The organism is Pseudarthrobacter sp. NPDC055928 (assembly GCF_042270935.1).
GTDB lineage: Bacteria > Actinomycetota > Actinomycetes > Actinomycetales > Micrococcaceae > Arthrobacter.
In genome coordinates this window covers 17,388-40,759 of sequence record NZ_JBHJZH010000012.1, presented here as the reverse complement: position 1 = coordinate 40,759, position 23,372 = coordinate 17,388, and the positions used below count along the sequence as shown (strand labels likewise).

Here is a 23,372-nt window from a genome sequence, read left to right as displayed (position 1 = left end):
CGGCCGGAACCAACAGAACGCCGCGGAACCCCTTGCGGGTCCGCGGCGTTCTGGTGTCTTCGTGGCTACGTCTTCTAAGTGGCCCCTGGCTCAGTACCAGTTGTTTGTGGCGCGGAACTCGAGGGCTTTTGCCGGGGAGCCGTGGCGCTCCTTGATGTAGCTCAATCCTCTATCCACCTGGCTGGGACGCCATTTTACTGACGTGTCCCACAACTGGTTCAGGGCATTCATTTGTTCCGCGCCCCATCCATACGATGCCAGGCGGGCGATGGCATACGAGCGTGTATCGACTGCTTCTTCTGAGGCGTCTCCTGTAGCTGTAGCAGTGGGCGAGGGCGGGAGCGACGAGGCTGTTGGTGTGGGTGAGGTTGCCGGAGCCGGCGCCGTTGGGGGCGCCGCCGGTGCGGGGCCAGCCGACGACGTCGGCGCGGCGGGTGTGGCCGATGACATGACCGGTGGCTCGAGGATCACCGTGGGCCCGGGGGATGGCGGAACCGTGGCCTGCGATGCCGCGAGCATCCCGTCCAGCGTGGGAGCGTCCACTGGCATCGGGAGGTCGGCCACGGCTGGCAAGGCAGAGGCGCCGGGATCCTCACCTGGCTGGGAATCATCGGTGCCAGGGGTGGCCTCTGCCGGTGCGGCGCCCGGCGTGCCCGGGGGAGTGGAGGCGGCTGGCTGGGGTGCCGCACGTCCGCTGCTGTACGTGGGCAGCGTCCCCTTCGTCGTACGGGGCGCATCAGCCGCGTCGGGGGCATCTTGGACGGAGGACTCATTGCCGAAAAAGGGCAGCTCGGTAGCCTGGCTGGCCGTTCCGACCGCAAGCACTACGGCAAGGGCGCCGGAAACGACGGCCATCCGATGACCCATGACGCGAAGCGAAGCGGCCCTCTTGAGGACGGCTTGGGCCTCGGAAGTGAAAGCGGATGCCATCTGTGGGCTATGTGCTGTCGCCGGCCTGCTCCTCGGGGCCGCAACGGGTGTGGCCTCTGCGGGCTTTCCAACCGGTTCGCGTCGTTCCCGGGACCGTCGCGTTGTCTCCTGCACGGCCGCGCTTTTTAGAGCCGACGTCGTGGGTGCTACAGCTGCAATTACTTCGGTTGCAGGTGACGCAGCGTCCGCCTTGGGTGACGATTCCGGGGCAGTCGGGACCTCGAAGGCCGGGCCCCTGACTCTTCTTCGGCGCAGTGGGGCTGATGCCGGTCCTGCCGGAGTCGGCGCGGGATGCGGCATTTCTGCGCCGGAACCGGTTGGGGTGGGTGGAGTGGTGATGACCGGCGCAGTTTCTGCGCGGTGTCGCCCGGCCCGAAAAGGGCGCGACTGATCCAGCGAACGGGACATGGTATTTGCCTCTCAACGCCTGCGAAGTTAGCTGTCGGGTTCGGAAGAGGTCAACCGGCCGGCACGTTCAGGCGTGACGGCTTCACCCCAAGGACCGCTGCGAAACGGCCCGAAGACTGTGGGTCCCCCGTCTCTGCCTTACTGTGTTGGGAGCCCGGGATGTGGCAGAGCTCGGCGTCACCCCGGACGTGGCCCGATCCAGATGGGCCACCCGAAAACCGTACATGAACCACCCCCTAAAAGTCACGTTTAGGTAACAGGAATGTCCGGAGTGGTGAGTCTCCTTGCTTGCCGAGCCCATTCTTCCGCGCGGGAGGATCGAAGAGTAGGCTGGATAGACCGTTAGGCAGTATGCGGCCGCCATTGCAGACTGGGTGTGAGTCCACCCCAGCATCCTGGAGGGATTCCCCGTGGCCGCAGCCAGCGTCAGTCTCCCCATTGCAGGCATCGCACGGCTGTGCCCGATTTCGTGTTGGACGATTCCTTATTGGATCGAGCCTCCACGCAAGCGCGTCATCACTGGCCCCTGACAGTCTCCTTTGGATTATGACAAGCGCTCAAGCGCCTGCCCTGACGATTAAATCCGTAAAAAGTGAAGAGGAGTTGAGATGGACGCCGAGGCCGTTCTCGGTTTGATCGGTGGCTATCTGGCCACTATGGCTGGGGTGTTCCTCCTGTACGCGCCCGTCCTTATCCTTGTTGTCTGCCTGTTGATGACAGCAGGCATGCTGCAACTGTTGGCATGGCCTTTTGTCGCCCTCTTCCGGAAGTTGCGCCGGAAACCTGAACCCCCCTCGGACGGGTCCTGGCTGCTGCACTAAGTACCGTCCCAGCGCTCATCGCCAAACCAGGCTTGGTTACGCTATCCCCATGCGTGACCTCGTCATTCTTGGCACAGCCTCCCAGGTCCCCACGCGGACGCGGAACCATAATGGCTACCTGTTGCGGTGGGACGGCGAGGGCCTGCTCTTTGACCCTGGCGAGGGAACCCAGCGCCAGATGCTCCACGCCGGGGTAGCGGCCAGCCAAATCACACGCATCTGCCTGACCCATGTGCACGGAGACCACTGCTTCGGACTGCCCGGCGTGCTGTCGCGGATGGCCTTGGACGGCGTTGCCCATCCGGTCCACCTGCACTTTCCGGCTTCGGGGGAGGACCTCGTCCGTACCCTGGTAGCGGTCAGTTCTCCGGGGATTGATTTGCGGCTGTATCCGCACGGCGCCGCGGGAACCGTGGCGCCCGGCCTGGAGGTCCAGCCGCTGAAGCACCGCATCGAAACGTACGGTTACCGGCTCACCGAACCAGATGGCCACACTTTCCTTCCGGATAGGCTGGCCGCGGCAGGAATCAGGGGAGCCGACGTCGGGCGCCTGGAGCGTGAGAGAAGCCTGGGAAACGTCCGTCTTGAGGACGTGACGGTGGCCCGCCCCGGCCAGAAATTCGCCTTTGTGATGGATACCGCCCCTTGCGCGGGCGCTGGGAAACTGGCCGAAGGTGCGGATCTGCTCGTGGCGGAGTCAACATTCAGCAACGACGACGCCGGGCTCGCCAGGGAGTACCGGCACCTCACCGCCGGGCAGGCAGGGGAGTTGGCGGCCAGCGCCGCCGTCGGCACGCTGATCCTGACGCACTTCTCCTCGCGGTATGGCGATGACGTCACGCTCCTCGCCCGGCAGGCCCGGGACCGTGCCGGCGGGGCTGCCGTCATTGCCGCCCATGACCTGGACCGGATCGCCTTTCCTAAACGCCGGCATCCGCACTAAACAACAACCCCCGCAACGTCCGGCGCCCCTTGCCCGTCGCCTGACATCGGAGGAGGATGTTTGGGCATCCCAGGAGGCTCCCATGATCCAGCTTGGCAAGTTTGAGAAGTATCTGATCGAGGAATTCTTCGACGATTACCGTGCCGGGGACATGACCCACCGCACGTTTACCCGCCGCGTCGCTTTCATCACCGGAAGCATGGCAGCGACCTCGGCCGCAATGTTGCTCGTGGGCTGCACCCCCGAAGAAGTCCCGCGGAGCACCGACCCCATGCCCACCCCCTCTCCAACGTCCTCGGCGGCAGGCGACGGCACCGCGGCCGCCGGTGCCGTTCCCGGAGCCAAGAGCCCGCTCTCCGTTCCCGAGGGAACAACAGGGCTGACGACGTCGACAATCACCTTCCCCTCCAGCGGCACCGACATCAGGGGCTACCTTGCCCGGCCCGACGGGGGAGCGGCTGGTCCTGCAGTGCTGGTCTGCCACGAGAACCGCGGACTCACCCCGCACATCCAGGACGTTGCCCGGCGGTTCGCCAAAGCCGGCTACAGTGCGCTGGCCCTGGACCTGCTCAGCAGGGAGGGCGGGACTGCGGGGATGGATGCCGACGCCGTACCTGGTGCGCTGACGGGCGCCGGCGCCAAACGCCACGTGGCCGATTTCGCCGCGGCCTTTGACTACCTGGCGTCACAGGACTTCGTGGACCCGGCGAGGATCGCCATGAACGGTTACTGCTTCGGCGGCGGAATCACGTGGCAGGCGTCGACGGAACTCAGCGGGCTCGCAGCCACGGCCGCTTTCTACGGCCCGGCACCGGACCTCAACAGAGTCCCAGCCATCAAGGCCGCGGTCTTCGGCGTCTATGCCGAGCGGGACCAGCGGATCACGGGGGCCATGCCGGCACTGAAGGACGCGTTGGCGGCCAACAACATCACACACCAGCTGACCGTTTACCCGGGCGTGGACCACGCCTTCCACAACGACACCGGTGAACGGTACAACGAGGCCCAGGCAACGGCGGCCTGGAACGACACGTTGGCGTGGTTCAAGCAGCACGTCTGACGCTCGGCGTCACCCGATGGGATGGCCGTGGTGGCACGTGGTTTGCCCGTCCGGTATCTCATGTCCCTGGATGCAGGTCACAGTGGGCGGCTGGGGAAGGTCATGGGCGAGGAAGAAGAGACTGCTCCGCCCGTGTTCAAAACCTGCATCCTCCCTCTTCAGCCAGGGCCGGTGGCTGTGTTTGGCTGAATCGGGCGGTTTCTGTTCCTCGTGCTGATGATGCCCGAACGGATTCTTGACCATGGGTACCGCGACCTTCCCATTACCCTGACTGCCCTGGGCAGCGATGAACCGGTACGAAAAATTTTACGCCGCCGGTCCCGCCGCAGGCGCGGGTAGTCTTGAAAGATGAGCACCACAACGTCAACAACGCTCACCTTCGATGGCCGCTTCGCCCGGGAGTTCGAGGAGCTTGCTGTACCCTGGCAGGCCGAGGAGGCTCCGTCCCCGCAACTCCTCGTGCTGAACGAGCGGCTGGCCAGCGAACTTGGCCTGGATCCGGCGTTGCTGCGGACCCCGGAGGGGACGCTGATGCTCATCGGCAACCGGGTCCCGGAAGGTGCCACGCCTGTGGCCCAGGCATACGCCGGGCATCAGTTCGGAGGCTATTCGCCACTCTTGGGAGACGGGCGCGCCCTCCTGCTGGGGGAGGTCACGGATATTCACGGGCGCCTCCGCGATGTGCACCTCAAGGGCTCAGGCCGTACCCCGTTCGCCCGTGCCGGTGACGGCCTCGCCGTCGTTGGTCCGATGCTGCGCGAATACCTCGTCAGTGAAGCCATGTACGCCATGGGCATTCCCACCACACGGTCGCTTGCCGTCGTGGCCACGGGACGGCCAGTCCGCCGCGAAACCATGCTTCCCGGGGCTGTGCTGACCCGCGTTGCGAGCAGCCACCTGCGTGTGGGCAGTTTCCAGTTCGCCCGGGTCAACGGCGACACGGAGCTCCTCCGTCGGCTGGCCGACCACGCGATCAGCCGCCATCATCCGGACGCCGCGAAGGCGGACCAGCCCTATCTCGCGCTGTTCGATGCGGTCATCGCCGCCCAGGCGTCCCTGGTGGCCCAGTGGATGCTCGTAGGATTTGTCCACGGGGTAATGAACACGGACAACATGACCATCTCGGGCGAGACCATCGACTATGGACCGTGCGCGTTTATGGATGCCTTCAACCCCGGTGCGGTCTACAGCTCCATCGACGCCGGCGGACGTTACGCCTACGCCAACCAGCCAGTCATCGCTGAATGGAACCTCACCCGGCTGGCCGAGGCGCTTCTGCCCCTGCTCCACGAGGATCAGGAGCAGGCCGTTGCGCTCGCTGTGGAGTCACTGGGCGCGTTCCGCAACCTGTACAGTACGGCCTGGTCCACCGGGATGAAATCCAAGCTGGGGCTCGGCGCGGAGGCAAGGGACGACGAAGCGGGGCCTCTGGTGAATGACCTGCTCGCAATGCTTGAAGAGGGGCAGGTTGATTACACCTCGTTCCTCCGGGGCCTCGGGTCCGCAGCCCGCGGTACACCCGACGCAGCCCGTACCATGTTCACGGACCCAGGAGCATTTGACGCGTGGACCAAGAAGTGGCTCGCCCTGGCACCGGACGCAGACATGATGGACCGGGTGAACCCTGTCTACATCCCCAGGAACCACTTGGTGGAAGAAGCCCTGGGCGCCGCTACCGCAGGCGACCTGGACCCGTTCCACCGCCTGGTGGACGTCCTGACGCAGCCGTACACTGAGCGCCCCGGCCTGGAACGCTACGCCGGTCCCGCGCCTGTTGACTTCGGCAGCTACCGGACGTTCTGCGGAACCTGAGCGAACAAAAACGGGGGACGACGGCGACAGGCGGCTGATTGCCGCCCGCCGCCGTCGAACCGGCCGGACTCACGCTACGCGGACGAAGGACGCTCCCGACAACCAGCTGATGGAGTGGACTTCGGTCTTGTAACCGTCCACGCCGCCGCTAACAACCTGGCCATTGCCGGCGTAGACGCCCACGTGGCCGGCGGTGATGACCAGGTCACCGGCTGCAGGGGTGCCCACCACGGTGCCGTACGCGAAGAATTGGGTGGGTGCAAGGTCTCCCACGCTCTTGCCCACCGAGCGCAGTGCCTTCTCCACCATGGCGGTGCAGTCCTGCTGAACGCCGAGCTGCGAATAGGCGGAAGCCAGGATGGCAGCGCCGAGCGAGCCGGACGGTGCCTGCGCCGCCGGGGCGGCAGTGGAAGCCAGCTGGACGCCGGTGTTGGCCGGGGCAGTGGGCGCTGCGGCTGCCTTCGCCACCGGAGCCGGAGCCGGAGCAGTGTAGCCGGCACCCGGGATCTGGATCTGGTCACCGGGGTAGATGATGGTGGTCAGCGACAGGCCGTTCACAGCCAGGACGTCGTTCAGGGCCACGCCGTAGGCGGCGGAAATTGCGCCCAGGGTGTCGCCTGAGACGACCGTGTGGACAGTGGCTGCGGCGGCCGGAGCGGCAGCCGCGGCCGGTGCAACGGCGGCCGGTGCGCTGGTCTGGCCCTGCACATTGACGGTCCCGGACGAGTCCGGGCCGTGGACGCCGGCCTGCGCCGGGGTGCCAACGCTAAAGAGCAGCCCGGACGCGGCAACTGCGGCAAGTGCGGGCCGGCCGAACGTCAGTGCGCGGGCTTTGGCCGAGGAAGACAGGCCAACCAGGACGGTGGGGCGGACAGAAGTCGCACGATGGCGTGCGGCAGTGGAGTTTTTTGACACGGGTAATCGCCTCTCCCATGCCTGCGGGGTGAGCTGTCGGGTTCGGGTCGGAGACACCCGGCCGGTTACGGCTCCGTACGGGACGGAGCGATATCGACTTAACCCCAAGGCTTCGGAACGAAGCCGTGGAAACGTGGTTCCCCCGTCCCTGCCAGTGAAAGTAACTGGGGTCCCGGTTCAGCGGCAGGGTTCGGCATACTGACGGGAATGCCCCGGCTTGAGCCAGGACACCGCTCGACCATAACCTCTGCTCTTTTGGAATGTCACATTCCGGTAACGGAATGTAGGCCAAAAAGCCACCTTATCTTCGGGTGGGGTTCTTCCGTGTGTGGAATGACGTTGCAGGTCAGGCCCCGATAGCGGTATATGCTGCGACAGCTGGTGCCGTGTGATTGAAATCACGTAACAAAAGAGGCCGTCTGGCGTTTTTATCCTCAGATTGAGGCCTGATGCGTGGTAAAGGAGGCCTGCCCTGGGGCTGCTACGGGAGGGATCTCTGCTGGATAACAATGTTGGACCAGCATCCACTAGGCAAGAGTTTCGCCCGGTAAGCTCACCAACTATGTCCCGGTTTGCTCAAAGAATGAGGCTGCCTGCCGTTGCGGGCCTGCTGGCGGTTGTTTTGGCGGCCCCGCTCGCCACGGCGCCTTCGCATGCCGACGACGATCCTCCGCCAGGCGGTTACCCCTCCTGGCAGGACGTGCAAAACGCCAAGCAAAGCGAGGCCGGTAAGGCTGCGGAGGTCACCAGGATCAACGAACTGTTGGGTGGGCTGCAGACGCAGGCTGAGGCACTGGGTGGCGCTGCCGTGACGTCCGCTGCCGAATACGCCGCGGCGGACGCAGCGCTCCAGGCTGCCAGCTCAAGGGTTGACGTCCTCACCGCACAGACTGCACGCGTCACAGCGGAACTCGGGCAGTACAAAAAGGAAATCGGCGCCCTGGCAGCCCAGTCGTACAAGACCGGCGGCACCAATATGGGATTCTTCGTCGCCCTCGACGCCGTCCAGACCAACAGCATCCAGGGTCTGAATATCGTCCAGATCGTCAGCGACAAGACCGCGGCCCTGGTGAACAAATCCGCGGCTGCCGAACGGGTCGCCAATGCCCTCGCCGATCAGGAAAGGGCAGCGAGGACTGAACGCGAACGGCTGTCAGGGGAAGCCAAGAGCAAGCTCGACGCCGCCCAGGCGGCCCAGCAGGCCATGTCACGGCAGGTTGCGGAGCAGCAGGAGCACAGCCAGGAACTGACCGCGCAGCTGGCATCCCTCAAGGGCACCACTGCCGCCGTCGAAGGGGAGTTCCGGCAGGGCCAGGCGGCTTTGGCTGCCTACGAGACCGCGCAGGCAGCTAAGCGCGCCGCCGCGCAGGAACAGGCCCGCCAACAGGCCGAGGCGGCGGCCAAGGCCGCGGCCCTGGCCGCCGCCCAGAAACCGGTGAACCCTGGGCCCGCCGCACCGGCCGGCCCAGCTGCTCCGGCGGCGCCGGCGCCGGCTCCGCCTCCCGCCCCTGGTCCGACGCCGAGCCCGCCGCCCGTCGTCGTCCCTTCCGTTCCTGGCGGTGCCGTCAACGACCCCGCCGGAGCCAAGAGTTACGCTTCGGGCCGGCTGTCCGCCTACGGCTGGGGCCAGGACCAGTTCCTGTGCCTGGCGCAGCTGTGGACCAAGGAATCCAACTGGCTGACCACGGCCACCAACCCCTACTCCGGCGCTTACGGGATCGCCCAGGCGCTGCCCGCCGGGAAGTACGCCAGCGCCGGCAGCGACTGGCTCACCAATTACCGGACGCAGGTCGAGTGGGGCCTCGGGTACATCCGGGACCGGTACACGTCTCCGTGCGGGGCCTGGAACCACTCCGTCCAATACAACTGGTACTGACCCGGCCGGGCGCTGACGCGAAGGCTAGGCGGAGTCCGGTGCTGGATTGGCAAATTCGGCGGCGCTGACGAATTCAATGCCGACGAGGGCCTGGTCGCCGTCCACCCAGGAGTCATGCCCCGGTGGAATGGGGTAGGAATCACCCGCGGCGTCAAACGGATTACCAGGCGGCATCTGAGGCGCTTACGAGTGACAGCATGCTCCGTTGAGTGCCACTTGTCGAGTCCTGCGAAGGTGCCGCGGCGTAGGCTTTTCCCATGGCTGACTTTGAGCGGTTCCGGATCCTGCTGGAGGAAGAGCGTGCGCGAAAGCTTGCCCTGCTTCCGGCGCTGCGGGCGGACATTTCCTCAACCAATGCTGCACGCCAGGACTCCAACGTCGACGACGAGCACGACCCCGAGGGTGCCACCATCGCCTTCGAGCTGTCCCAGGCCTCGGCCTTGCTGCAACAGAGCAGCTCGGGCCTGGCTCAGGTGGAAGCTGCCCTGCAACGAGTTGCCGATGGCACCTACGGCGTGTGCGAGGTATGTGGCGTGCCTATCGCCGAGGGCCGCCTGGAGGCCAGGCCATGGACCCCCTATTGCCTGGAGCATGCCTCCACCGGGCGCCGCGGACGGTAGCCGTGAACCAGACAGTCCTGGATGCCGCGGACTTCATTGATGCCACGCTGCAGAACGAAGGAGCCTGGTACCGGGCGGACGAGGTGGAGTCCCGGATGGGCGGTGCCCTGGGCTCCTATGGTGCGTCGGTGGGGGCGGTCCGGGGAACCGTCCGCGACGCCGGACGGAAGTTCAAGGACCTTGGCCGCGATGACGTGGTGGCCTTGGCCTCACTGCTCTGGGGCCAACCAGGACCCGGCAGGAAGCCCGTCTATGAGCGTCGCCTCGCCGCTGTGGTGCTGCTGCAGTCCCGGGTGGCCATGCTGCGGCATACGGACCTGACCAGGCTCGAGGGCTTTATCAGATCCGCGCACAGCGGTGAGCTGGTAATCCCGCTGATCAACGACGTTGTAGTCCCGCTCCTGAAGGTGCTGGACGGACCTGGCCGGCAGCGCGCCGGCGTCGTGATCACCCGCTGGAGCCAGGACCCCGATGGCTGGATCCGCCACGCAGCATCCCTGACCGCAGAAGTAGCCTGAAACACCTGAGAGAAGGAGACGGAGATGAGCGATCCCTACGACCTCGAGCGTTTTGTCGAGGCTCAAGACCACGGCGGCACCTACAGCCGGGCCTTGGACGAATTGCAGCTGGGCAGGAAGACGGGCCACTGGATGTGGTTCATCTTCCCGCAGATTGCCGGGCTCGGCAGCAGCCCCACGTCGGTCAGGTACGCCATCAATTCGCTGGAAGAAGCGCAGGCGTACTTGAAGCATGATGTCCTGGGCCCGCGGCTGCTGGAGTCCGCAGCCGCCATCGACACACACGCCGGCCGCTCGGCCACGGACATCCTCGGCGGCATCGACGCCAGGAAGCTGCACTCTTCGATGACACTGTTCCTGCGTGCCGCGCCGGGGGAGACCATCTTCAAGACCGTGCTGGCCGACTTCTTCGACGGGCAGCCGGACCCCGCCACCGACTCCCTTCTGGCGGCTGACAGGGACTGACCGGGCGGACGGACGCTCCCGACCTCCGGGTCAGTCCTTCCGCACCTCCACGAGTTCCACCTGCTGCAGGAGGCCACCGTCAACCACCGCAGCCATGTACGTGCAGACCGGCTGGCGCCGGCGGTCCGTCGGCGAACCGGGATTGAGCAGGCGCAACCCGCGCGGGGTAGTGGTATCCCACGGTATGTGGCTGTGCCCGAAGACCAACACGTCGGCGTCCGGATAGTGCGACTCCGCGCGTTCGCTACGCCCCCTGGCCGTGCCGGTCTCATGCACCATGGCAAACTGCACGCCTTCCAGTGTGACGGCCACCGTTTCCGGAAGCCGCCGGCGGAGTTCCGGCCCGTCGTTGTTGCCGTACACCCCTATGAGGCGCCGGCTTCGCCGCTCAAATTGGTCCAGCAGTTCCGCTGTCACCCAGTCTCCGGCGTGGAGCACCACGTCGGCGCTTTCGACGGCGGCCCACACCTGCGCAGGCAGGTCCCGGGCGCGGTGGGGAACATGGGTGTCGGAGACGAGTACGAGGTGCAGCGGCATGACTGAATCCTGCCACGTTGCCCGGCGCCGGTGGGGTTCGTGGATCCGCGCATTCCCGTCGTTCAGGGTGACATGGCCGAGGCCGTCGCGGGCGAGAACTTTGCGTTGGCGTTCCTGGTGTTTAACACCATCGCGAACCTCCTGACCCAGGACCACCAGGTCCGGTGTTTCCAGAATGCCGCCCACCCCACCGCTACATCTGGCCCAGCGAACTCGACCTGCTGGCGCAGTTGGCAGGATTTAGGCTGGAATCCAGGTGGGCGGACTGGGACGGCAGCGAATTCGCCGCGGATTCCCGCAGCCACGTCTCGGTGTACCGGCTCACCGAAGCCTGACGTCTAAAATGTACCCTGTTACGGCCTGCTGTTGAGTCGTACTCTGGGGCTGGGAGGTGATTGCCATGGAGGCAGCTCAGGGTGACAGGATCATCGTCAGGGGAAGGACCGTCGGGTCGACCGACCGGCACGGTGTCATCCTTGAAGTCAAAGGACAGGAAGGCCATCCGCCTTACCTGGTCCGCTTTGACGACGGCCACGAGACCGTTATGTATCCCGGCGGGGACTTCGCCGTCGACAAGCCACACGGGGAATAGGGCCGCCTGGTTCTGCATGCCGCCGGCAGGTACATGTCAGACTGGAGCCATGGATCATTCCATGACCGCGCACACGTCCGGCACCGACGCCAATAATCCGCACCGTCAGCAACCTCCTGCCAGGACGGGTCCCCGTGATCCCGGCGATGCCTGGGTGGAAGGGGACCTCGGGCGTTTCTGGGGCAGGTTCGGTGCAGCCGGGGTGCTCGCCTACGATCCGGACCGGGGCGTGCTCCTGCAGCACCGCGCCCAGTGGAGCCATAACGGCGGAACGTGGGGGCTTCCCGGCGGAGCGCTGCACCAGGGCGAGGATGCAGTTGCAGGAGCGCTGCGGGAGGCCCTCGAAGAAGCCGCCGTGCCCGGGGAGAACGTCAGCGTCCTGTTCACGTCCGTGCTGGACGTCGGCTACTGGTCCTACACCACGGTGGTCCTGTTCGTCACGGACCCCTTTGAGCCCGTCATAAGCGATCCCGAAAGCATTGAACTGCTCTGGGTTCCGCTGGCCGAGGTCGACGCCAGGGAACTGCACCCAGGCTTCGCCGCCGCCTGGCCTGGGTTGCGGACGCGCATGCTCTCATTGACGGACGCCCGCCTTTAGGGGCGCCCCAGGCTATTTGGCCGTCAGGTGTCCTGGCCGTACTCCGCGGTGACCAGGATAGGCAGGTGATCGGACTTGCCGCGAGGCAGCGTCTCCACGCTTTCGATGTCCAGGCCCAGGGACGTGGCGAAGTCGAAGTGGCCCTTGAAGACCTTGTAACGGGTGTAGGTCCGCCGATCGCTGAGGGACAGCGCGTAGCCGGAGTCCTTCATGTGGGCATGGAGGTTCTTAGTGAAGAACGGGTAGTTGAAGTCACCCACCATCAGCGTCATGAGTCCGCTGCCCATGCTCAGCAGTTCAGCGTGGGCAGCATGGATCTGGTGCCGCCGCAGGGAGTTGGAGGCGGTGAGCGGAGCGGCGTGGAAGGAACCGATGACCAGTTCGTGCTGGGTTTCATTGTCCACCACACGGGTTCCGATGAGCCGTTCGTGGGCGGGCGCCAGCACGCGGTCGTGCATGGACTTCTTCAGCGCGAAAGACTGCGTGTTGACGGCCGTAAAGCGGCTCGCCCGGTAGTAGATGGCCAGCCCCAGCCGGTTGCCCTTGGTGGTGTCGGCCAGGTGCAGGGGGCCGAGGGTTTCGGGCAGGTCGGCGGAGTCGACTTCCTGCAGGCACAGCGCATCGATCTCAAAGTTCCGGGCGAGGGCCAGGAGTTCTCCGCTCGCCTTGTGCTTCCGGAGGTTGTAGCTAATGACGCGCATCGGACACCTCTTCTCGAGGGTTGCTGACAGGACCAGTTCCTGAGTCTACTTTGAACGCACTCTGCAGGTGCCAACATTTCGCCGCGTCCGGGCAAAGCGTCCTGAGCGAACCGATAGAGTTAGTGGCGATTCACCCAGAACCACGGGAAGGGCCAACGTTGACCAGAGATCTGCCCGAACTTGCCGACGGCAACTTCTACTACCAGGCGTTGGGCGGCGGCCGGTTCCGCTCCACTATCCACGCCCAAGGGGCCTGGAACGAGCACGAGCAGCATATGGCCCCGGCCTCCGGCCTGATGGCAGACAGCCTTGAGCGGCACCATCCCCGCGAGGACATGAGGATGGCCCGTCTCAGCTACGAGATCCTGGGGCTGATCCCCGGCGGCGAATTCCACATCGAGACCTCCACGCTCCGGCCGGGCAGGACCATCGAGCTGCTGCAGGCCGAGCTCATCGCCAACGGCCGGGTGGCCATCCGTGCCACCGCCTGGCGCCTGGTCACCAGCGACACAAGCGCTGTGGCCGCCGTCGAGGACTCCACCATTGCCACGCCGGACGAATGCAAGCCGTACGACGGCGCCAGCGTCTGGCCGGGTGGGTATATCCGGTCCCTGGAAATGCGCGTCGCAGAGGGGCACCGGCCCGGTGCCGGTACGGTCTGGCTTCGGACCGCCCACCCGCTGACCGACGCCGCCGACACCGGAGACCTCGCCCGGCTGATGGGCATGGTGGACACGGCCAACGGGATCGCAGCACGCGTCCCGCCGGGAAAGGACAGCTACGCGTTTCCCAACCTTGACCTGCAGATCCACATGTACCGGCGTCCACAGGGTGAGTGGCTGGGACTGGAGAACGCGGTGTCGTTCGGGACGGACGGAATTGGCCTCACCTCCACGGTTCTGCACGACATCTCCGGGCCGTTCGGCCGTGCCGAACAGATCCTGACGCTGCGCAAGACCTGAGGCGGCCCCCGGGTCCTTCACGGCCGCCCGCGGGCCAGTTAGCCGGTTCCCTCGGCCGGGGTATAAGTCAGTTGGTCCGGAACACGAGCCAGCCCACCAGCGTGGAGAGCCCGGTCAGCACGGCTCCCCAAAGCATGTCCACCACGATGAGCTGCAATGGCCAGGTTTTGAGGGTCGCAGCGTTGGTTAGGTCATAGGTGGCATAAGCGAAGGCGCCCAGCGCGGCGCCGTAGCCGACGGCGGTCAGCCAGCTGCCGCCGTCGAGCGCTGGCCGCAGCGCAAAGAAGACAATTCCCGCGATGTAAATGACATAGAAGGCCACGGCGTAACCTAGGTGTGGTTTGTCCGCCAGCAACTCGCCGATGTGGCTCCGGTAGAACGGGTTCATCAGCTTCAGCCACACGGCGTCAATGGCTGCGAACGCGGCGGCGACAACGAGGAATTGCAATATGACCATAAGGGAGCTTAGCAACATGCAGGATGCCGGAACCGGAGGGCCACACCTCACCGTGGTGCGGCAGGAACGGTCGCTGGGCGCGGCGGAGGACCTTGACCTTGCACTGGACCTGCTGGGCCAGGCAAAGGCCGGCCGGATCGGCTCCACCCTCCGCCTGTACCGTCCCGCCCCCACGGTTGCGTTCGGCCAGCGGGACACCAGGCTTCCGGGTTTTGAGGCCGCCGCCCAGGCTTGCCGCAACCGCGGCTTCGAGCCCCTCGTGCGCAAGGCGGGCGGGCGGGCAGCGGCCTACCACCAAGGCACCCTTGTCGTGGACCATATCGAACCCCACGCTGATGCGATCGCCGGCTCCAAGACCCGGTTCGGGTTCTTCGGTGAACTGCTGGCGCAGGCCCTGCGGAGCGCGGGCGTGCAGGCCGCCGTGGGCGAAATTCCGGGGGAGTACTGCCCGGGGGAGTTCAGTGTCCACGGCACGGACCCGGCCGACCCGGCGCACCAGGTCAAGCTTGTAGGCACCGCCCAGCGTGTGGTGGCGGGCGGGTGGCTCTTCAGTTCCGTGATCGTTGTGGAGGACTCCGCTCCGATCCGCGGGGTGCTGACCGACAGTTACGCGGCGCTGGGCCTGGACTGGGACCCGGCAACCGCCGGCGCGGCCAACGATCTGGTGCCCGGGCTCGACGTCCAGGCCGTCGAGGATGCGCTGCTGTCCACCTATGCGGGCTACGCCTCCCTCCGGTTTGCCGATTTCAGCAGCTACGCCGGATTGGACAGCGGGACAGCGTAGCCCGCACGGCCGCCTGCCTCCCGGCTGTAGCGGCCCGGGGCTGTCAGTGGCCCCGGGCGATCCACGCATCCAGGTGGGGCGCCTCGGCACCGATGGTGGTGCTGTCGCCGTGGCCCGTCCGTACCACCGTCTCCGGGGGGAGCGGCAGCAGCCACGACCGGATGGAGTCGATGATCGTGGGGAAGTCGCTGTAGGACCTGCCCGTGGCGCCGGGCCCACCCTGGAACAGCGTGTCACCGGTGAACACGGTGCCTCCGCCGTCGGGCCCATCCGGCAGATGGAAGGATACGGATCCGGGCGAGTGCCCAGGCGTGTGGAGGGCCTTGAGCTTCGCCCCGCCTACCTCGAAGATGTCGCCGTGGCTGATGTCGCGGTCGGGATCCACCTCCGGGTAGACGCTCCGCCAGAGCATCCAGTCACCCTGGTGGAGATGGATGGGCGCCTGCACGAGGTCCCAGAAGTCGCCAACAGACCCGATGTGGTCATCATGGCCGTGGGTGAGCAGGATGGCCTTCAGCGTCCGTCCGCCCACTGCGGCGGCGACGGCCTTGGCGTCGTGCGCAGGGTCGATGACGATGCACTCCTGGTCATCGCCCACAATCCAGACGTTGTTCTCCACGTCCCAGGTGCCGCCGTCGAGCGAAAACGTCCCTGACGTCACCAGCCGGTCGATCCGAAGGCTCACAGCTCCACCACCGAACGCAGCACGGAACCGGAATGCATCTTGTCGAAGGCTTCCTCCACCTGGTCGATGGTGATCCGTTCGGTGACGAAGGCGTCGAGGTCCAGCTTCCCCTGCCTGTAGAGGCTGATGAGCATCGGGAAGTCCCGCGACGGGAGACAATCGCCGTACCAGGACGACTTCAGCGACCCGCCCCGGCCGAAAAGGTCCAGCAGCGGGAGTTCCAGCGTCATCTCTGGCGTAGGGACGCCAACCAGCACCACGGTTCCGGCGAGATCGCGTGCGTAGAACGCCTGTTTGTAGGTTTCGGGACGTCCGACGGCGTCAATCACCACGTCTGCGCCGAAGCCCCCGGTGAGCTCGCGGATCTTTTCCACCGGATCGGTGTCCGAAGAATCAACGGTGTGCGTGGCGCCGAGTTCCCGGGCGCGCTCCAGCTTCTTCGCGTCAATGTCGACGGCAATGATCGTGCTGGCGCCGGCGAGCGCGGCGCCGGCGATGGCGGCCACACCCACGCCGCCGCAGCCGATGACGGCCACTGAGTCGCCGCGTTTGACGCCGCCGGTGTTGATGGCGGCGCCAATCCCAGCCATGACGCCGCAGCCGAGCAGTCCGACGGCGGCAGCATCGGCGTCGGGGTCTACCTTGGTGCACTGCCCGGCGGCCACCAGGGTCTTTTCGGTGAAGGCGCCAATGCCCAGGGCAGCGGACAGTTCAGTGCCGTCCTCCAGGGTCATTTTCTGGGTCGCATTGTGCGTGTTGAAGCAGTACTGCGCCTCGCCGCGGTTGCACGCACGGCAGTTGCCGCAGACGGCGCGCCAGTTCAGCACCACGCGGTCGCCGGCGGCCACGTCCGTGACGTCCGGGCCCACTGCTGAGACAACTCCGGTGGCCTCGTGGCCCAGCAGGAAGGGGAAGTCGTCGCTGATGCCGCCGAGCTTGTAATGCAGGTCAGTGTGGCAGACACCGGAAGTGATGATGTCCACCAGGGCCTCACCGGGTCCCGGATCCGGGACCAGGATGGTTTCCAGCGTGACCGGGGCCCCCTTGGAACGGGCTACGACACCTTTGACTTTATGGACCATGGAAGGCTCCCTAATGCAGATAGAAAGAACGGGACCAACAGTGAATGTTGGTCCCGTTCTGTCTATCACGCCAGGCCCGGGGGTGTCCGGTCCGGCACTAGGCAGCCAGGCGGCTCTTGACCTCAGCGGCTGAGGGGTTGGTGGCAGCGGTGCCGTCCGGGAAAAGCACGGTGGGGACGGTCCGGTTGCCGCCGTTGAGCTGCTCCACGAGTTCGGCCGTGCCATCAACTTCCTCGATGTTGATTTCCGTGTAGCCGATGCCCTGCGCGTCCAGCTGCTTCTTGAGCCGGTTGCAGTAGCCGCACCAGGTGGTGGAAAACATGGTGATGGTGCCGTTCTCGGGGGTAAAGTCCACGGAGCTCTCCTAAATCAGTAAGGGGGTTCGTTCCCATCAACGGTAACCCGCGGCCCACTATTCCCCGGAGCCGATGGCCCCGGATGACAGTGAATAGCAGTAATGGCATGCTGGTGCCATGTGTGGACGCTATGTGATGGCACGTGCCGTGGGGGACCTGCTGGCTGAATTCGATGCCCAGCTCGAGGAGGACGTCGAGTTGCCGCCGTCGTGGAATGTGGCGCCAACCGATGACGTTCCCATAGTCCTGGAGCGCCTGATTGACGACTCCACCGTCCGCCAGTTGCACGTGGCCCGCTGGGGCCTGGTGCCGTCCTGGGCCAAAGACCCCGGCATCGGGTCCAAAATGATCAATGCCCGCTCCGAAACGGTCCTGGAGAAGCCCGCGTTCCGCAAAGCCGTCCAGTCACGCCGCTGCGCTGTCCCGGCGGATGGCTACTACGAGTGGAAACAAGGCACAGGTAAGGCGAAGCAGCCCTACTACGTGCATCCGGGCGAAGGCAGCGGGCTGGTGTTCGCCGGCCTGTACGAATGGTGGAAGGATCCGTCCAAGGCCGAGGGCGAGCCGGGGCGGTGGCTGCTCTCCACCTCCATCCTGACCGCTGACACACCGCCGCCGGGATCGGAGTCAACTGTCTTCGGCAAGCTCACCGCCCTGCACGACCGTGTGCCGCTGCCCATGGACCGGGCCACCATGGAGTCGTGGATCGACCCGCAGATTGACGATGCAGCCTTCCTGGTGGACCTGGTCCGCGCCCATGTGAAGGATGTGGCAGGGGACTGGCGCGTGGATTCCGTTGGCCGGGAAGTGGGAAACGTCCGCAACAATTCCCCGGAACTCATCCGTCCCGTCGAGGCGCTGTTCTAAGCCAAGCCGTTCGTTCGTTGACCCATCCCCAGACCCGGGTGCGGCGGGGGTTCCTGACTCCTAGACGGTGACCTTGCCGGCGTCGTCCACTGCCCACGTGGGGTTGTAGGCAATTTCCCAGCGGAAGCCGTCCGGGTCCGCGAAGTAGCCGCTGTACCCGCCCCACGGCTGGGTGACCGGCTCCGCAACGATACTCGCCCCGGCAGCAGCGGCTTCGGCCATGACCCGGTCCACTTCCTCCGTGCTGGCCAGGTTCTGGCTGAGCGTGATGCAGGGGACCGGCCCTGGCGCATCAACGCCGGCCTCGGCCTGCATTTGGCCGGCGTTCCACAGGGAGAGGATGAGTCCGTGGTTGACCTGGATGAATATCACGTCATCAGGGAATTCCTTGTGCACGGGCCAGCCAAGGCCTTCGGCATAGAAGCGGCGGGAGGCGGCTACGCTGCGCACACCTAGTGAGATGAAGTCGACTCTGGGCTGCATGCTTCGATACTGTCAGAAGATGGCGACAATTCAAGGAAACGATAGGGACGCGCTGGCCGACAAGGAACAGCTCGCCGCCGTGCGGATTGCAGTCGACGAGGTGGATGACCAGATCGTCACCCTCATTGCACGGCGCGAACGGCTGATCAGGATTGCCGGAACCCTCAAGGGGGACGACGCCGAAGTCCGGGCCCCCGGCCGGGTGGAGCGGATCATCGAACACGTCAGGTCCGCCGCGGAAAAGAAGGACATCGATCCGGACATCGTGGAGTCAACGTACCGGGCCATGATTTCGGGATTCATCGAACTCGAGCTGAAGGTCCATAAAGAAAACAGCTGACACTGTCCCCAGCAGTCCCGAGCTGTTTCCAGTAATTCCAAGGCGCCCTGCCACCGGATGTGTTCCGGCAGGGCGCCTGCTCTTTTCCCTGGTTAGAGTGATTCCTCGACGGCGATGCCGGACTGGAATTCCCGGCCGTCGGCCTCACTGAACGCAGACATGATGTGTCCCTTGCCCAGCCCGTGGATAGCATCCATGGGGAAGACTCCGGTAATGGTGCTGCCCGAATGCGTGACTCCGCTGAGGTCGTAGTTCTCCTCGGTTCCCTGTTCATGGCTAAACGAGTAGAAGGCGATCGCCTCCCCGTTCATGAATTCAATGCCCAGCCGTCTTTGCGATGAGTAGTCAGGGCTGGCGGCCATAAGCCCCACCACGTACGCACCCGAGCCCGGGATGTTGCCTTCAATATCAAAAGTGGCCAGGAGCGTGGAGTCCTGGGCTTTGATGCTTACCTGCTTCAGGAGTGCGTCATTGGTGCTCATGCCACCATCCTGCTACCTGCCGTCCCGTCCGTCCACCCCTGTCTAGGTTTTGCCGGGGCACCGGCGTAGACTGGATTTATTCGAATATGTATTCGAACAGCCGTGTTCGAAACCCCGGGATGACCCGTCCCCGGGCAACGGTTCATTCAGTTCCGGGAGGCGCCCATGGGCATGTTCAGCGAAACAGTTGACGTCCTTTGCAGCGCATCCGGACAGCCGGTGTCCCTCCAGTGGGCAGGGCAGCACTACACCGTCTGCGCCGAACCTGTCCGGTGGTTCGAACGCAGGCAGTGGTGGGCCGAGGAAAGCCGCGCACCCCTGGGAAGCGGGCCAGGGCTGGTGGACCACGAAATCTGGCGGGTCCAGGTGCGGGCAGAACCAGCTGAAACCGGCCACAAGAAGCAAGAAACCCTCACCCTGGACCTGAGCCGCCACCTCGGAAGCGGCCGCTGGCGGCTGCTCCGGATCCACGACGCAATCCAACCCAGAACAGCATGACCTTCACACACCTCCACGTTTCCACAGCCTTCAGCGCCCACTACGGGGTGTCCTGGCCGGACGAACTCGCCCAGGTTGCTGCCTCCGACGCCGCCACCGCGCTCGCTTGCACTGACCGGGACGGCCTGTACGGCACTGTCAAACACCTCAAGGCCTGCATGGCAGCAGGGATTGACCCCATCGTGGGTGTTGACCTTGCGGTGTTCGACGACGACGGCGACCACCGAACCCAGCTTGCTGGACGGGTGGTGGTCCTCGCCCGCGGCCACAACAGCGGTGCGGGCTATCGTGCGCTGTGCCGGCTCGTGTCCGACGCCCATGCCCGGACCTCCGGCAAAGCCGGGGGAGCAGTGCCGGTAGCCGTCACCCGCGCCGAACTCGCCTCCCGGACGCTTGATCCGAAAACCCTGAAGCCGGTCCTGACTGTGCTGATCGGCCCGGATTCCGACGTCGGACGTGCCATGGGCGGGCGGCGGTACCTGCGTCCCCGCACCCTCTTCAAACGCTGGCTTGATGCCATGCCGCGAGGAACCATGGTCGCCGAAGTGGTTTCCCAGCTGAGCTCGCCGGGCTCACCACTGAGCACAGCCCACGCGGTGCGGATGCTCAAACTTGCGGAGGAGCACCAGGTCCCGGCAGTGCTCACCAATGCCGTCCGGTACTGCGCCGAGGACGGCGCCGCCACGGCTGACGTCCTGGACTCGGCCCGCACACTGAAGTCGCTGCCTGAACTGGCCGCAGAACCCCTCCTTCAGCCCAACGGGCAAGCCTGGCTGAAATCGTCCGCCCAAATGCTCCAGCTGGGCAAGGAAATCATCGGCGCCGCAGGATACGGTGCGGCGGACCTCAAACAGCTCATGGCGCAGACAGAAGCGCTCGCCGACCTCTGCCGGATTGACCCAGTAACTGACATGGGCTGGAAGCAGCCCGTAGTCCCTGAAGCCTCGGTAATAGGTATCAGCCAGGACCCGCACCTTGAGCTGGTCCAGCGTTGCGAGGCCGGTATCGGCAAGAGGTTTCCCGGTGTATCCGGTACCGCCGAAAAGGAAATGCGCTCGCGGCTGGAGCACGAACTGGGGATCATCCGAAACCTTGGGTTCTCCTCCTACTTCCTGACTGTTGCCGAGGTTTCCCGGATGATCATTGACATGGGAGTCCGCGCCGCCGCCCGGGGTTCAGGAGCTTCCAGCCTGGTCAACTACCTCATCGACGTCAGCCAGGTGAACCCCCTGCAGCATGACCTGATCTTCGAACGGTTCCTGTCTCAGGACCGGGCCACCCTGCCGGACATCGACATCGATGTTGAAAGCGCTGAGCGGCACAACGTATACCGGAGGATCTTTGACCGCTTCGGTGCCGAGCGCGTCACGCTGATGAGCATGCAGAACGGCTACCGTGCGCGCGGCGCTGTCCGGGATGCCGGCATGGCCCTGGGCATGGACGAGGGCGATGTTGGGGAGATCGCCAAGCAACTGTGGCGTTTTTCGGCCCGCAAGTTCCGCGAAGCGCTGGTGGAGAAACCTGAACTGCGCGAGTTCGCCGGCAGGGTGGAGCAACGGGAGTTCGCCGAAAACCAGCAGCTTGACCTGCTGGTGGACCTCACGGAACGGCTGGACCGGCTTCCCAGGCATATTTCCATGCACCCGTGCGGGGTGATCCTTGGTGACGCCACGCTCCTGGACCGTACCCCCGTGCAGCCCAGCGGACTGGGATTGCCCATGAGCCAGTTCGACAAACATGACATGGACCCCATGGGGATGCTCAAGCTGGACGTTTTGGGGGTCAGGATGCAAAGTGCCATGGCCTTCGCTGTCCGTGAGGTCATCCGGCTCCATCCCTCCAAAGCCGAAGTGGTTGCTGCGGGGGCACACCCAACGGGTCCGGAGGGAACTGGCCCGGACTATATCGCCCACAATGGCCTTATCAACCTCAACGCCGTGCCGCTGGACGACGAACCAACCTATGAACTGATCCGCAGCACCCACACCCTGGGATGCTTCCAGATCGAGTCGCCGGGCCAGCGGGAGCTCATTGGCAAGATGGCGCCGCGCGAATTTAACGACCTCATCATCGACATTTCGTTGTTCCGCCCGGGACCCATGAAATCTGACATGGTGCGCCCGTTCCTTGAACACCGCCACGGTTTTGCACCGGAGGTGTACCCCCACCCGGACCTGAAACCGGTTCTGCAGGAAACCCATGGCGTCACCGTCTTCCACGAACAGATCCTGAAGACCTTCGACGTCATGACGGGGTGCGGACTTGCCCGGGCGGACGAATTCCGGCGCGCCCTGGGCAACGAGGCACTCGAACCGAAGGTGGAGGAATTCTTCCGGAAGGAAGCCCGGGCAAAAGGCTATTCACCGGATGTCGTGGACAAGGTGTGGGGCACTTTGAAGGCCTTTGGAAGTTTCGGCTTCTGCAAAGCGCACGGTGCCGCCTTTGCCGTACCCACTTACCAGTCCGCCTGGCTGAAGGCGCATCACCCGGAGGCTTTCCTCGCCGGGCTGTGGGAGCACGATCCCGGGATGTATCCCAAGCGGCTCCTGGTCGCCGAAGCCCGCAGGCTGGGCATCCCCATCCTGCCCCTTGACATCAACCGGAGCCAGGCCGAATACCGGGTGGAACGCGTGGGGCAGGGGCAGGACCGCGGCAAACTTGGGATCAGGCTGAGCCTAAAGGGCATTTACGGACTCTCCGGGGCCGAGCTCAAACGTATCGTGGCAGGGCAGCCGTATGACTCGCTGGCTGACCTGCGGGCGCGGTCCCGGCTGAGCAAACCCAGCATCAAGAGGCTGGCACAGCTTGGTGCCTTTGATTCCCTGCACCGTGAATCCGGTGGCGCGGCCAACCGTGCAGACCTCGTCCAGCACCTGCAAAGGATGCAGTCAGCGGGAAGTGCACGGAAGGGCATCGAGGTTATTGAGGGACAACTGTCCTTGCCACTGGGTGACGTGGAACTTCGAAACGTCAAGCCCGGCCTTCCTGCGCCAACACTCGTGGATAACGTCCGGGCTGAGCTGGACCTGATGGCCATTGATGCCAGCGGGCACCTGATGGACAGCCACCGTCCCATGCTGGACAGGCTCGGCGTCACCACCTCGGACAAGCTCCTGGGCCTGCGCAACGGCACTGAAGTGCTGGTTGCGGGGGTGCGCATCGCCACTCAGACCCCGCCCATGCGTGGTGGGCGCCGCGTGGTTTTCATCAGTATCGACGACGGCACCGGCTGTATCGACTCTGTCTTCTTCCACGAAGCGCAGGAACAGGCAGGACTGCTGCTGTTCGGCACCAGGCTGCTGCTTATCCGCGGCACCACCAGGCGGACAGGTCCCCGGGGAATCAGCCTCAGCGCCAACATGGCCTGGGACCTGAGCCGGGTGGAGACCCTCCCGTTCCCGGCCTCCAGCCCCGAGACAACCGATGTACCCCATCCCCTGGACGGAATCAACCGCAGCCTGGCCATCACCGGGATGGGTGGCTGAGTCGCTCCACCCCAGCCAAACGAGGCCCCCGGGGACTGCGGGTCCCGTTGGTCGGCCCCTTGGGAAACCGATAGCATTGACGATGGCTGGCTGTG

At 65.2% G+C, this 23,372-nt stretch carries 27 protein-coding genes, 1 pseudogene and 2 riboswitches; of the genes and pseudogenes, 17 read left to right on the top strand and 11 right to left on the bottom strand.

The window, feature by feature from the left end; all coding sequences use genetic code 11:
- Positions 1–90: 90 nt before the first annotated feature.
- Entirely contained in the window at positions 91–930 is an 840-nt protein-coding gene (locus tag ACFC25_RS15140) for a hypothetical protein (protein WP_376046506.1), read from the bottom strand.
- Between the two features lie 410 nt (positions 931–1,340).
- A riboswitch (cyclic di-AMP (ydaO/yuaA leader) is annotated at positions 1,341–1,525 on the bottom strand.
- 421 nt (positions 1,526–1,946) lie between these two features.
- On the opposite strand from ACFC25_RS15140, the gene ACFC25_RS15135 reads away from it, so the two are divergent.
- From ACFC25_RS15135 to ACFC25_RS15120, 4 genes are all read left to right on the top strand, one after another.
- Positions 1,947–2,159: a hypothetical protein gene (locus ACFC25_RS15135; RefSeq protein WP_337348141.1), complete on the top strand. Its 213-nt coding sequence runs from the start codon at positions 1,947–1,949 to the stop codon at positions 2,157–2,159.
- A gap of 49 nt (positions 2,160–2,208) precedes the next feature.
- Positions 2,209–3,102, top strand: a complete 894-nt coding sequence (locus ACFC25_RS15130) for a ribonuclease Z (protein WP_376046504.1) — start codon at positions 2,209–2,211, stop codon at positions 3,100–3,102.
- 82 nt (positions 3,103–3,184) lie between these two features.
- On the top strand, positions 3,185–4,162 hold the full coding sequence (locus ACFC25_RS15125) for a dienelactone hydrolase family protein (RefSeq protein ID WP_376046501.1): 978 nt from the start codon (positions 3,185–3,187) through the stop codon (positions 4,160–4,162).
- A 348-nt stretch (positions 4,163–4,510) separates the two neighbouring features.
- Positions 4,511–5,974 (top strand): YdiU family protein, encoded by a 1,464-nt coding sequence (locus ACFC25_RS15120; protein ID WP_376046499.1) that lies wholly within the window; start codon positions 4,511–4,513, stop codon positions 5,972–5,974.
- 69 nt (positions 5,975–6,043) lie between these two features.
- On the opposite strand, the gene ACFC25_RS15115 is transcribed toward ACFC25_RS15120, so the two are convergent.
- A complete protein-coding gene (locus ACFC25_RS15115) occupies positions 6,044–6,889 on the bottom strand; it encodes a LysM peptidoglycan-binding domain-containing protein (RefSeq protein WP_376046497.1) in 846 nt (281 codons plus the stop codon).
- A 3-nt stretch (positions 6,890–6,892) separates the two neighbouring features.
- Positions 6,893–7,095: riboswitch (cyclic di-AMP (ydaO/yuaA leader) on the bottom strand.
- 377 nt (positions 7,096–7,472) lie between these two features.
- Here ACFC25_RS15115 and ACFC25_RS15110 point away from each other — a divergent pair.
- Positions 7,473–8,765: a lytic transglycosylase domain-containing protein gene (locus ACFC25_RS15110; RefSeq protein ID WP_376046494.1), complete on the top strand. Its 1,293-nt coding sequence runs from the start codon at positions 7,473–7,475 to the stop codon at positions 8,763–8,765.
- A 24-nt stretch (positions 8,766–8,789) separates the two neighbouring features.
- On the opposite strand, the gene ACFC25_RS15105 is transcribed toward ACFC25_RS15110, so the two are convergent.
- Complete coding sequence (locus ACFC25_RS15105; protein ID WP_376046491.1) at positions 8,790–8,939, bottom strand: hypothetical protein; 150 nt, start codon at positions 8,937–8,939, stop codon at positions 8,790–8,792.
- Between the two features lie 83 nt (positions 8,940–9,022).
- On the opposite strand from ACFC25_RS15105, the gene ACFC25_RS15100 reads away from it, so the two are divergent.
- Genes ACFC25_RS15100 through ACFC25_RS15090 form a run of 3 tightly spaced genes read left to right on the top strand, consistent with a single transcriptional unit; the run spans position 9,023 to position 10,368 of the window.
- Complete coding sequence (locus tag ACFC25_RS15100) at positions 9,023–9,385, top strand: TraR/DksA family transcriptional regulator (RefSeq protein ID WP_376046488.1); 363 nt, start codon at positions 9,023–9,025, stop codon at positions 9,383–9,385.
- Between the two features lie 2 nt (positions 9,386–9,387).
- Positions 9,388–9,903, top strand: a complete 516-nt coding sequence (locus tag ACFC25_RS15095) for a DNA alkylation repair protein (protein WP_376046486.1) — start codon at positions 9,388–9,390, stop codon at positions 9,901–9,903.
- Between the two features lie 24 nt (positions 9,904–9,927).
- Positions 9,928–10,368, top strand: coding sequence for a DUF1810 domain-containing protein (locus ACFC25_RS15090; protein ID WP_337348131.1), 441 nt, complete (start codon positions 9,928–9,930; stop codon positions 10,366–10,368).
- Positions 10,369–10,398: 30 nt separating this feature from the next.
- Here ACFC25_RS15090 and ACFC25_RS15085 read toward each other — a convergent pair whose 3' ends face one another.
- Positions 10,399–10,905, bottom strand: coding sequence for a metallophosphoesterase family protein (locus ACFC25_RS15085; protein ID WP_376046483.1), 507 nt, complete (start codon positions 10,903–10,905; stop codon positions 10,399–10,401).
- 42 nt (positions 10,906–10,947) lie between these two features.
- On the opposite strand from ACFC25_RS15085, the pseudogene ACFC25_RS15080 reads away from it, so the two are divergent.
- The 3 genes and pseudogenes from ACFC25_RS15080 to ACFC25_RS15070 all read left to right on the top strand — a co-directional run.
- Positions 10,948–11,240, top strand: a pseudogene (locus ACFC25_RS15080) (SAM-dependent methyltransferase); the annotation flags it as partial.
- 65 nt (positions 11,241–11,305) lie between these two features.
- On the top strand, positions 11,306–11,497 hold the full coding sequence (locus ACFC25_RS15075; RefSeq protein ID WP_337348129.1) for a DUF1918 domain-containing protein: 192 nt from the start codon (positions 11,306–11,308) through the stop codon (positions 11,495–11,497).
- Positions 11,498–11,558: 61 nt separating this feature from the next.
- A complete protein-coding gene (locus tag ACFC25_RS15070) occupies positions 11,559–12,095 on the top strand; it encodes an NUDIX domain-containing protein (protein WP_376046480.1) in 537 nt (178 codons plus the stop codon).
- A 23-nt stretch (positions 12,096–12,118) separates the two neighbouring features.
- On the opposite strand, the gene ACFC25_RS15065 is transcribed toward ACFC25_RS15070, so the two are convergent.
- On the bottom strand, positions 12,119–12,796 hold the full coding sequence (locus ACFC25_RS15065) for an endonuclease/exonuclease/phosphatase family protein (protein ID WP_337348127.1): 678 nt from the start codon (positions 12,794–12,796) through the stop codon (positions 12,119–12,121).
- Positions 12,797–12,954: 158 nt separating this feature from the next.
- Here ACFC25_RS15065 and ACFC25_RS15060 point away from each other — a divergent pair, with 158 nt between their 5' ends.
- A complete protein-coding gene (locus tag ACFC25_RS15060) occupies positions 12,955–13,758 on the top strand; it encodes a thioesterase family protein (RefSeq protein WP_376046477.1) in 804 nt (267 codons plus the stop codon).
- A gap of 67 nt (positions 13,759–13,825) precedes the next feature.
- Here the strand turns inward: ACFC25_RS15060 and ACFC25_RS15055 are convergent, their stop codons facing one another.
- Positions 13,826–14,215 carry a DUF2177 family protein gene (locus tag ACFC25_RS15055; protein ID WP_337348125.1) on the bottom strand — a complete coding sequence of 130 codons (390 nt, stop codon included), beginning with the start codon at positions 14,213–14,215 and terminating at the stop codon, positions 13,826–13,828.
- A 16-nt stretch (positions 14,216–14,231) separates the two neighbouring features.
- Here ACFC25_RS15055 and ACFC25_RS15050 point away from each other — a divergent pair, with 16 nt between their 5' ends.
- Positions 14,232–14,999: a biotin/lipoate A/B protein ligase family protein gene (locus ACFC25_RS15050; protein WP_376046719.1), complete on the top strand. Its 768-nt coding sequence runs from the start codon at positions 14,232–14,234 to the stop codon at positions 14,997–14,999.
- A gap of 43 nt (positions 15,000–15,042) precedes the next feature.
- Here ACFC25_RS15050 and ACFC25_RS15045 read toward each other — a convergent pair whose 3' ends face one another.
- The 3 genes from ACFC25_RS15045 to ACFC25_RS15035 all read right to left on the bottom strand — a co-directional run bounded on the left by ACFC25_RS15045 (position 15,043) and on the right by ACFC25_RS15035 (position 17,121).
- Positions 15,043–15,684, bottom strand: a complete 642-nt coding sequence (locus ACFC25_RS15045; RefSeq protein ID WP_376046474.1) for an MBL fold metallo-hydrolase — start codon at positions 15,682–15,684, stop codon at positions 15,043–15,045.
- Positions 15,681–16,766, bottom strand: coding sequence for an S-(hydroxymethyl)mycothiol dehydrogenase (locus ACFC25_RS15040; protein ID WP_376046471.1), 1,086 nt, complete (start codon positions 16,764–16,766; stop codon positions 15,681–15,683). The genes ACFC25_RS15045 and ACFC25_RS15040 overlap by 4 nt, the downstream gene beginning before the upstream one ends.
- 97 nt (positions 16,767–16,863) lie before the next feature.
- Positions 16,864–17,121, bottom strand: a complete 258-nt coding sequence (locus ACFC25_RS15035; protein WP_310163639.1) for a mycoredoxin — start codon at positions 17,119–17,121, stop codon at positions 16,864–16,866.
- A gap of 118 nt (positions 17,122–17,239) precedes the next feature.
- On the opposite strand from ACFC25_RS15035, the gene ACFC25_RS15030 reads away from it, so the two are divergent.
- Positions 17,240–17,989 carry an SOS response-associated peptidase gene (locus tag ACFC25_RS15030; protein ID WP_337351147.1) on the top strand — a complete coding sequence of 250 codons (750 nt, stop codon included), beginning with the start codon at positions 17,240–17,242 and terminating at the stop codon, positions 17,987–17,989.
- A 60-nt stretch (positions 17,990–18,049) separates the two neighbouring features.
- On the opposite strand, the gene ACFC25_RS15025 is transcribed toward ACFC25_RS15030, so the two are convergent.
- On the bottom strand, positions 18,050–18,472 hold the full coding sequence (locus ACFC25_RS15025) for a VOC family protein (protein WP_376046467.1): 423 nt from the start codon (positions 18,470–18,472) through the stop codon (positions 18,050–18,052).
- A gap of 19 nt (positions 18,473–18,491) precedes the next feature.
- Here ACFC25_RS15025 and ACFC25_RS15020 point away from each other — a divergent pair, with 19 nt between their 5' ends.
- Positions 18,492–18,812 (top strand): chorismate mutase, encoded by a 321-nt coding sequence (locus ACFC25_RS15020; protein ID WP_337348120.1) that lies wholly within the window; start codon positions 18,492–18,494, stop codon positions 18,810–18,812.
- Positions 18,813–18,904: 92 nt separating this feature from the next.
- Here the strand turns inward: ACFC25_RS15020 and ACFC25_RS15015 are convergent, their stop codons facing one another.
- Positions 18,905–19,294: a hypothetical protein gene (locus ACFC25_RS15015; RefSeq protein WP_337348119.1), complete on the bottom strand. Its 390-nt coding sequence runs from the start codon at positions 19,292–19,294 to the stop codon at positions 18,905–18,907.
- A 165-nt stretch (positions 19,295–19,459) separates the two neighbouring features.
- Between ACFC25_RS15015 and ACFC25_RS15010 the strand changes: the two genes are divergently transcribed.
- Both ACFC25_RS15010 and ACFC25_RS15005 read left to right on the top strand, forming a co-directional pair.
- Positions 19,460–19,792, top strand: coding sequence for a DUF6504 family protein (locus ACFC25_RS15010; RefSeq protein WP_376046463.1), 333 nt, complete (start codon positions 19,460–19,462; stop codon positions 19,790–19,792).
- The gene (locus tag ACFC25_RS15005) at positions 19,789–23,277 is read left to right on the top strand and encodes a DNA polymerase III subunit alpha (protein WP_337348117.1); all 3,489 of its coding nucleotides are present in this window, start codon (positions 19,789–19,791) and stop codon (positions 23,275–23,277) included. The genes ACFC25_RS15010 and ACFC25_RS15005 overlap by 4 nt, the downstream gene beginning before the upstream one ends.
- Positions 23,278–23,372 lie beyond the last annotated feature (95 nt).

What these genes read in the sequence shown, in the direction of transcription:
- ACFC25_RS15030 (WP_337351147.1), top strand. Translation starts at nt 17,240, where the DNA reads ATGTGTGGACGCTATGTGATGGCACGTGCCGTGGGGGACCTGCTGGCT.
- ACFC25_RS15040 (WP_376046471.1), bottom strand. Translation starts at nt 16,766, where the DNA reads ATGGTCCATAAAGTCAAAGGTGTCGTAGCCCGTTCCAAGGGGGCCCCG.
- ACFC25_RS15090 (WP_337348131.1), top strand. Translation starts at nt 9,928, where the DNA reads ATGAGCGATCCCTACGACCTCGAGCGTTTTGTCGAGGCTCAAGACCAC.
- ACFC25_RS15120 (WP_376046499.1), top strand. Translation starts at nt 4,511, where the DNA reads ATGAGCACCACAACGTCAACAACGCTCACCTTCGATGGCCGCTTCGCC.
- ACFC25_RS15005 (WP_337348117.1), top strand. Translation starts at nt 19,789, where the DNA reads ATGACCTTCACACACCTCCACGTTTCCACAGCCTTCAGCGCCCACTAC.
- ACFC25_RS15075 (WP_337348129.1), top strand. Translation starts at nt 11,306, where the DNA reads ATGGAGGCAGCTCAGGGTGACAGGATCATCGTCAGGGGAAGGACCGTC.
- ACFC25_RS15105 (WP_376046491.1), bottom strand. Translation starts at nt 8,939, where the DNA reads ATGCCGCCTGGTAATCCGTTTGACGCCGCGGGTGATTCCTACCCCATT.
- ACFC25_RS15015 (WP_337348119.1), bottom strand. Translation starts at nt 19,294, where the DNA reads ATGAGCACCAATGACGCACTCCTGAAGCAGGTAAGCATCAAAGCCCAG.
- ACFC25_RS15020 (WP_337348120.1), top strand. Translation starts at nt 18,492, where the DNA reads ATGGCGACAATTCAAGGAAACGATAGGGACGCGCTGGCCGACAAGGAA.
- ACFC25_RS15055 (WP_337348125.1), bottom strand. Translation starts at nt 14,215, where the DNA reads ATGGTCATATTGCAATTCCTCGTTGTCGCCGCCGCGTTCGCAGCCATT.
- ACFC25_RS15125 (WP_376046501.1), top strand. Translation starts at nt 3,185, where the DNA reads ATGATCCAGCTTGGCAAGTTTGAGAAGTATCTGATCGAGGAATTCTTC.
- ACFC25_RS15070 (WP_376046480.1), top strand. Translation starts at nt 11,559, where the DNA reads ATGACCGCGCACACGTCCGGCACCGACGCCAATAATCCGCACCGTCAG.
- ACFC25_RS15110 (WP_376046494.1), top strand. Translation starts at nt 7,473, where the DNA reads ATGAGGCTGCCTGCCGTTGCGGGCCTGCTGGCGGTTGTTTTGGCGGCC.
- ACFC25_RS15135 (WP_337348141.1), top strand. Translation starts at nt 1,947, where the DNA reads ATGGACGCCGAGGCCGTTCTCGGTTTGATCGGTGGCTATCTGGCCACT.
- ACFC25_RS15140 (WP_376046506.1), bottom strand. Translation starts at nt 930, where the DNA reads ATGGCATCCGCTTTCACTTCCGAGGCCCAAGCCGTCCTCAAGAGGGCC.
- ACFC25_RS15050 (WP_376046719.1), top strand. Translation starts at nt 14,232, where the DNA reads ATGCAGGATGCCGGAACCGGAGGGCCACACCTCACCGTGGTGCGGCAG.
- ACFC25_RS15130 (WP_376046504.1), top strand. Translation starts at nt 2,209, where the DNA reads ATGCGTGACCTCGTCATTCTTGGCACAGCCTCCCAGGTCCCCACGCGG.
- ACFC25_RS15025 (WP_376046467.1), bottom strand. Translation starts at nt 18,472, where the DNA reads ATGCAGCCCAGAGTCGACTTCATCTCACTAGGTGTGCGCAGCGTAGCC.
- ACFC25_RS15010 (WP_376046463.1), top strand. Translation starts at nt 19,460, where the DNA reads ATGGGCATGTTCAGCGAAACAGTTGACGTCCTTTGCAGCGCATCCGGA.
- ACFC25_RS15065 (WP_337348127.1), bottom strand. Translation starts at nt 12,796, where the DNA reads ATGCGCGTCATTAGCTACAACCTCCGGAAGCACAAGGCGAGCGGAGAA.
- ACFC25_RS15085 (WP_376046483.1), bottom strand. Translation starts at nt 10,905, where the DNA reads ATGCCGCTGCACCTCGTACTCGTCTCCGACACCCATGTTCCCCACCGC.
- ACFC25_RS15100 (WP_376046488.1), top strand. Translation starts at nt 9,023, where the DNA reads ATGGCTGACTTTGAGCGGTTCCGGATCCTGCTGGAGGAAGAGCGTGCG.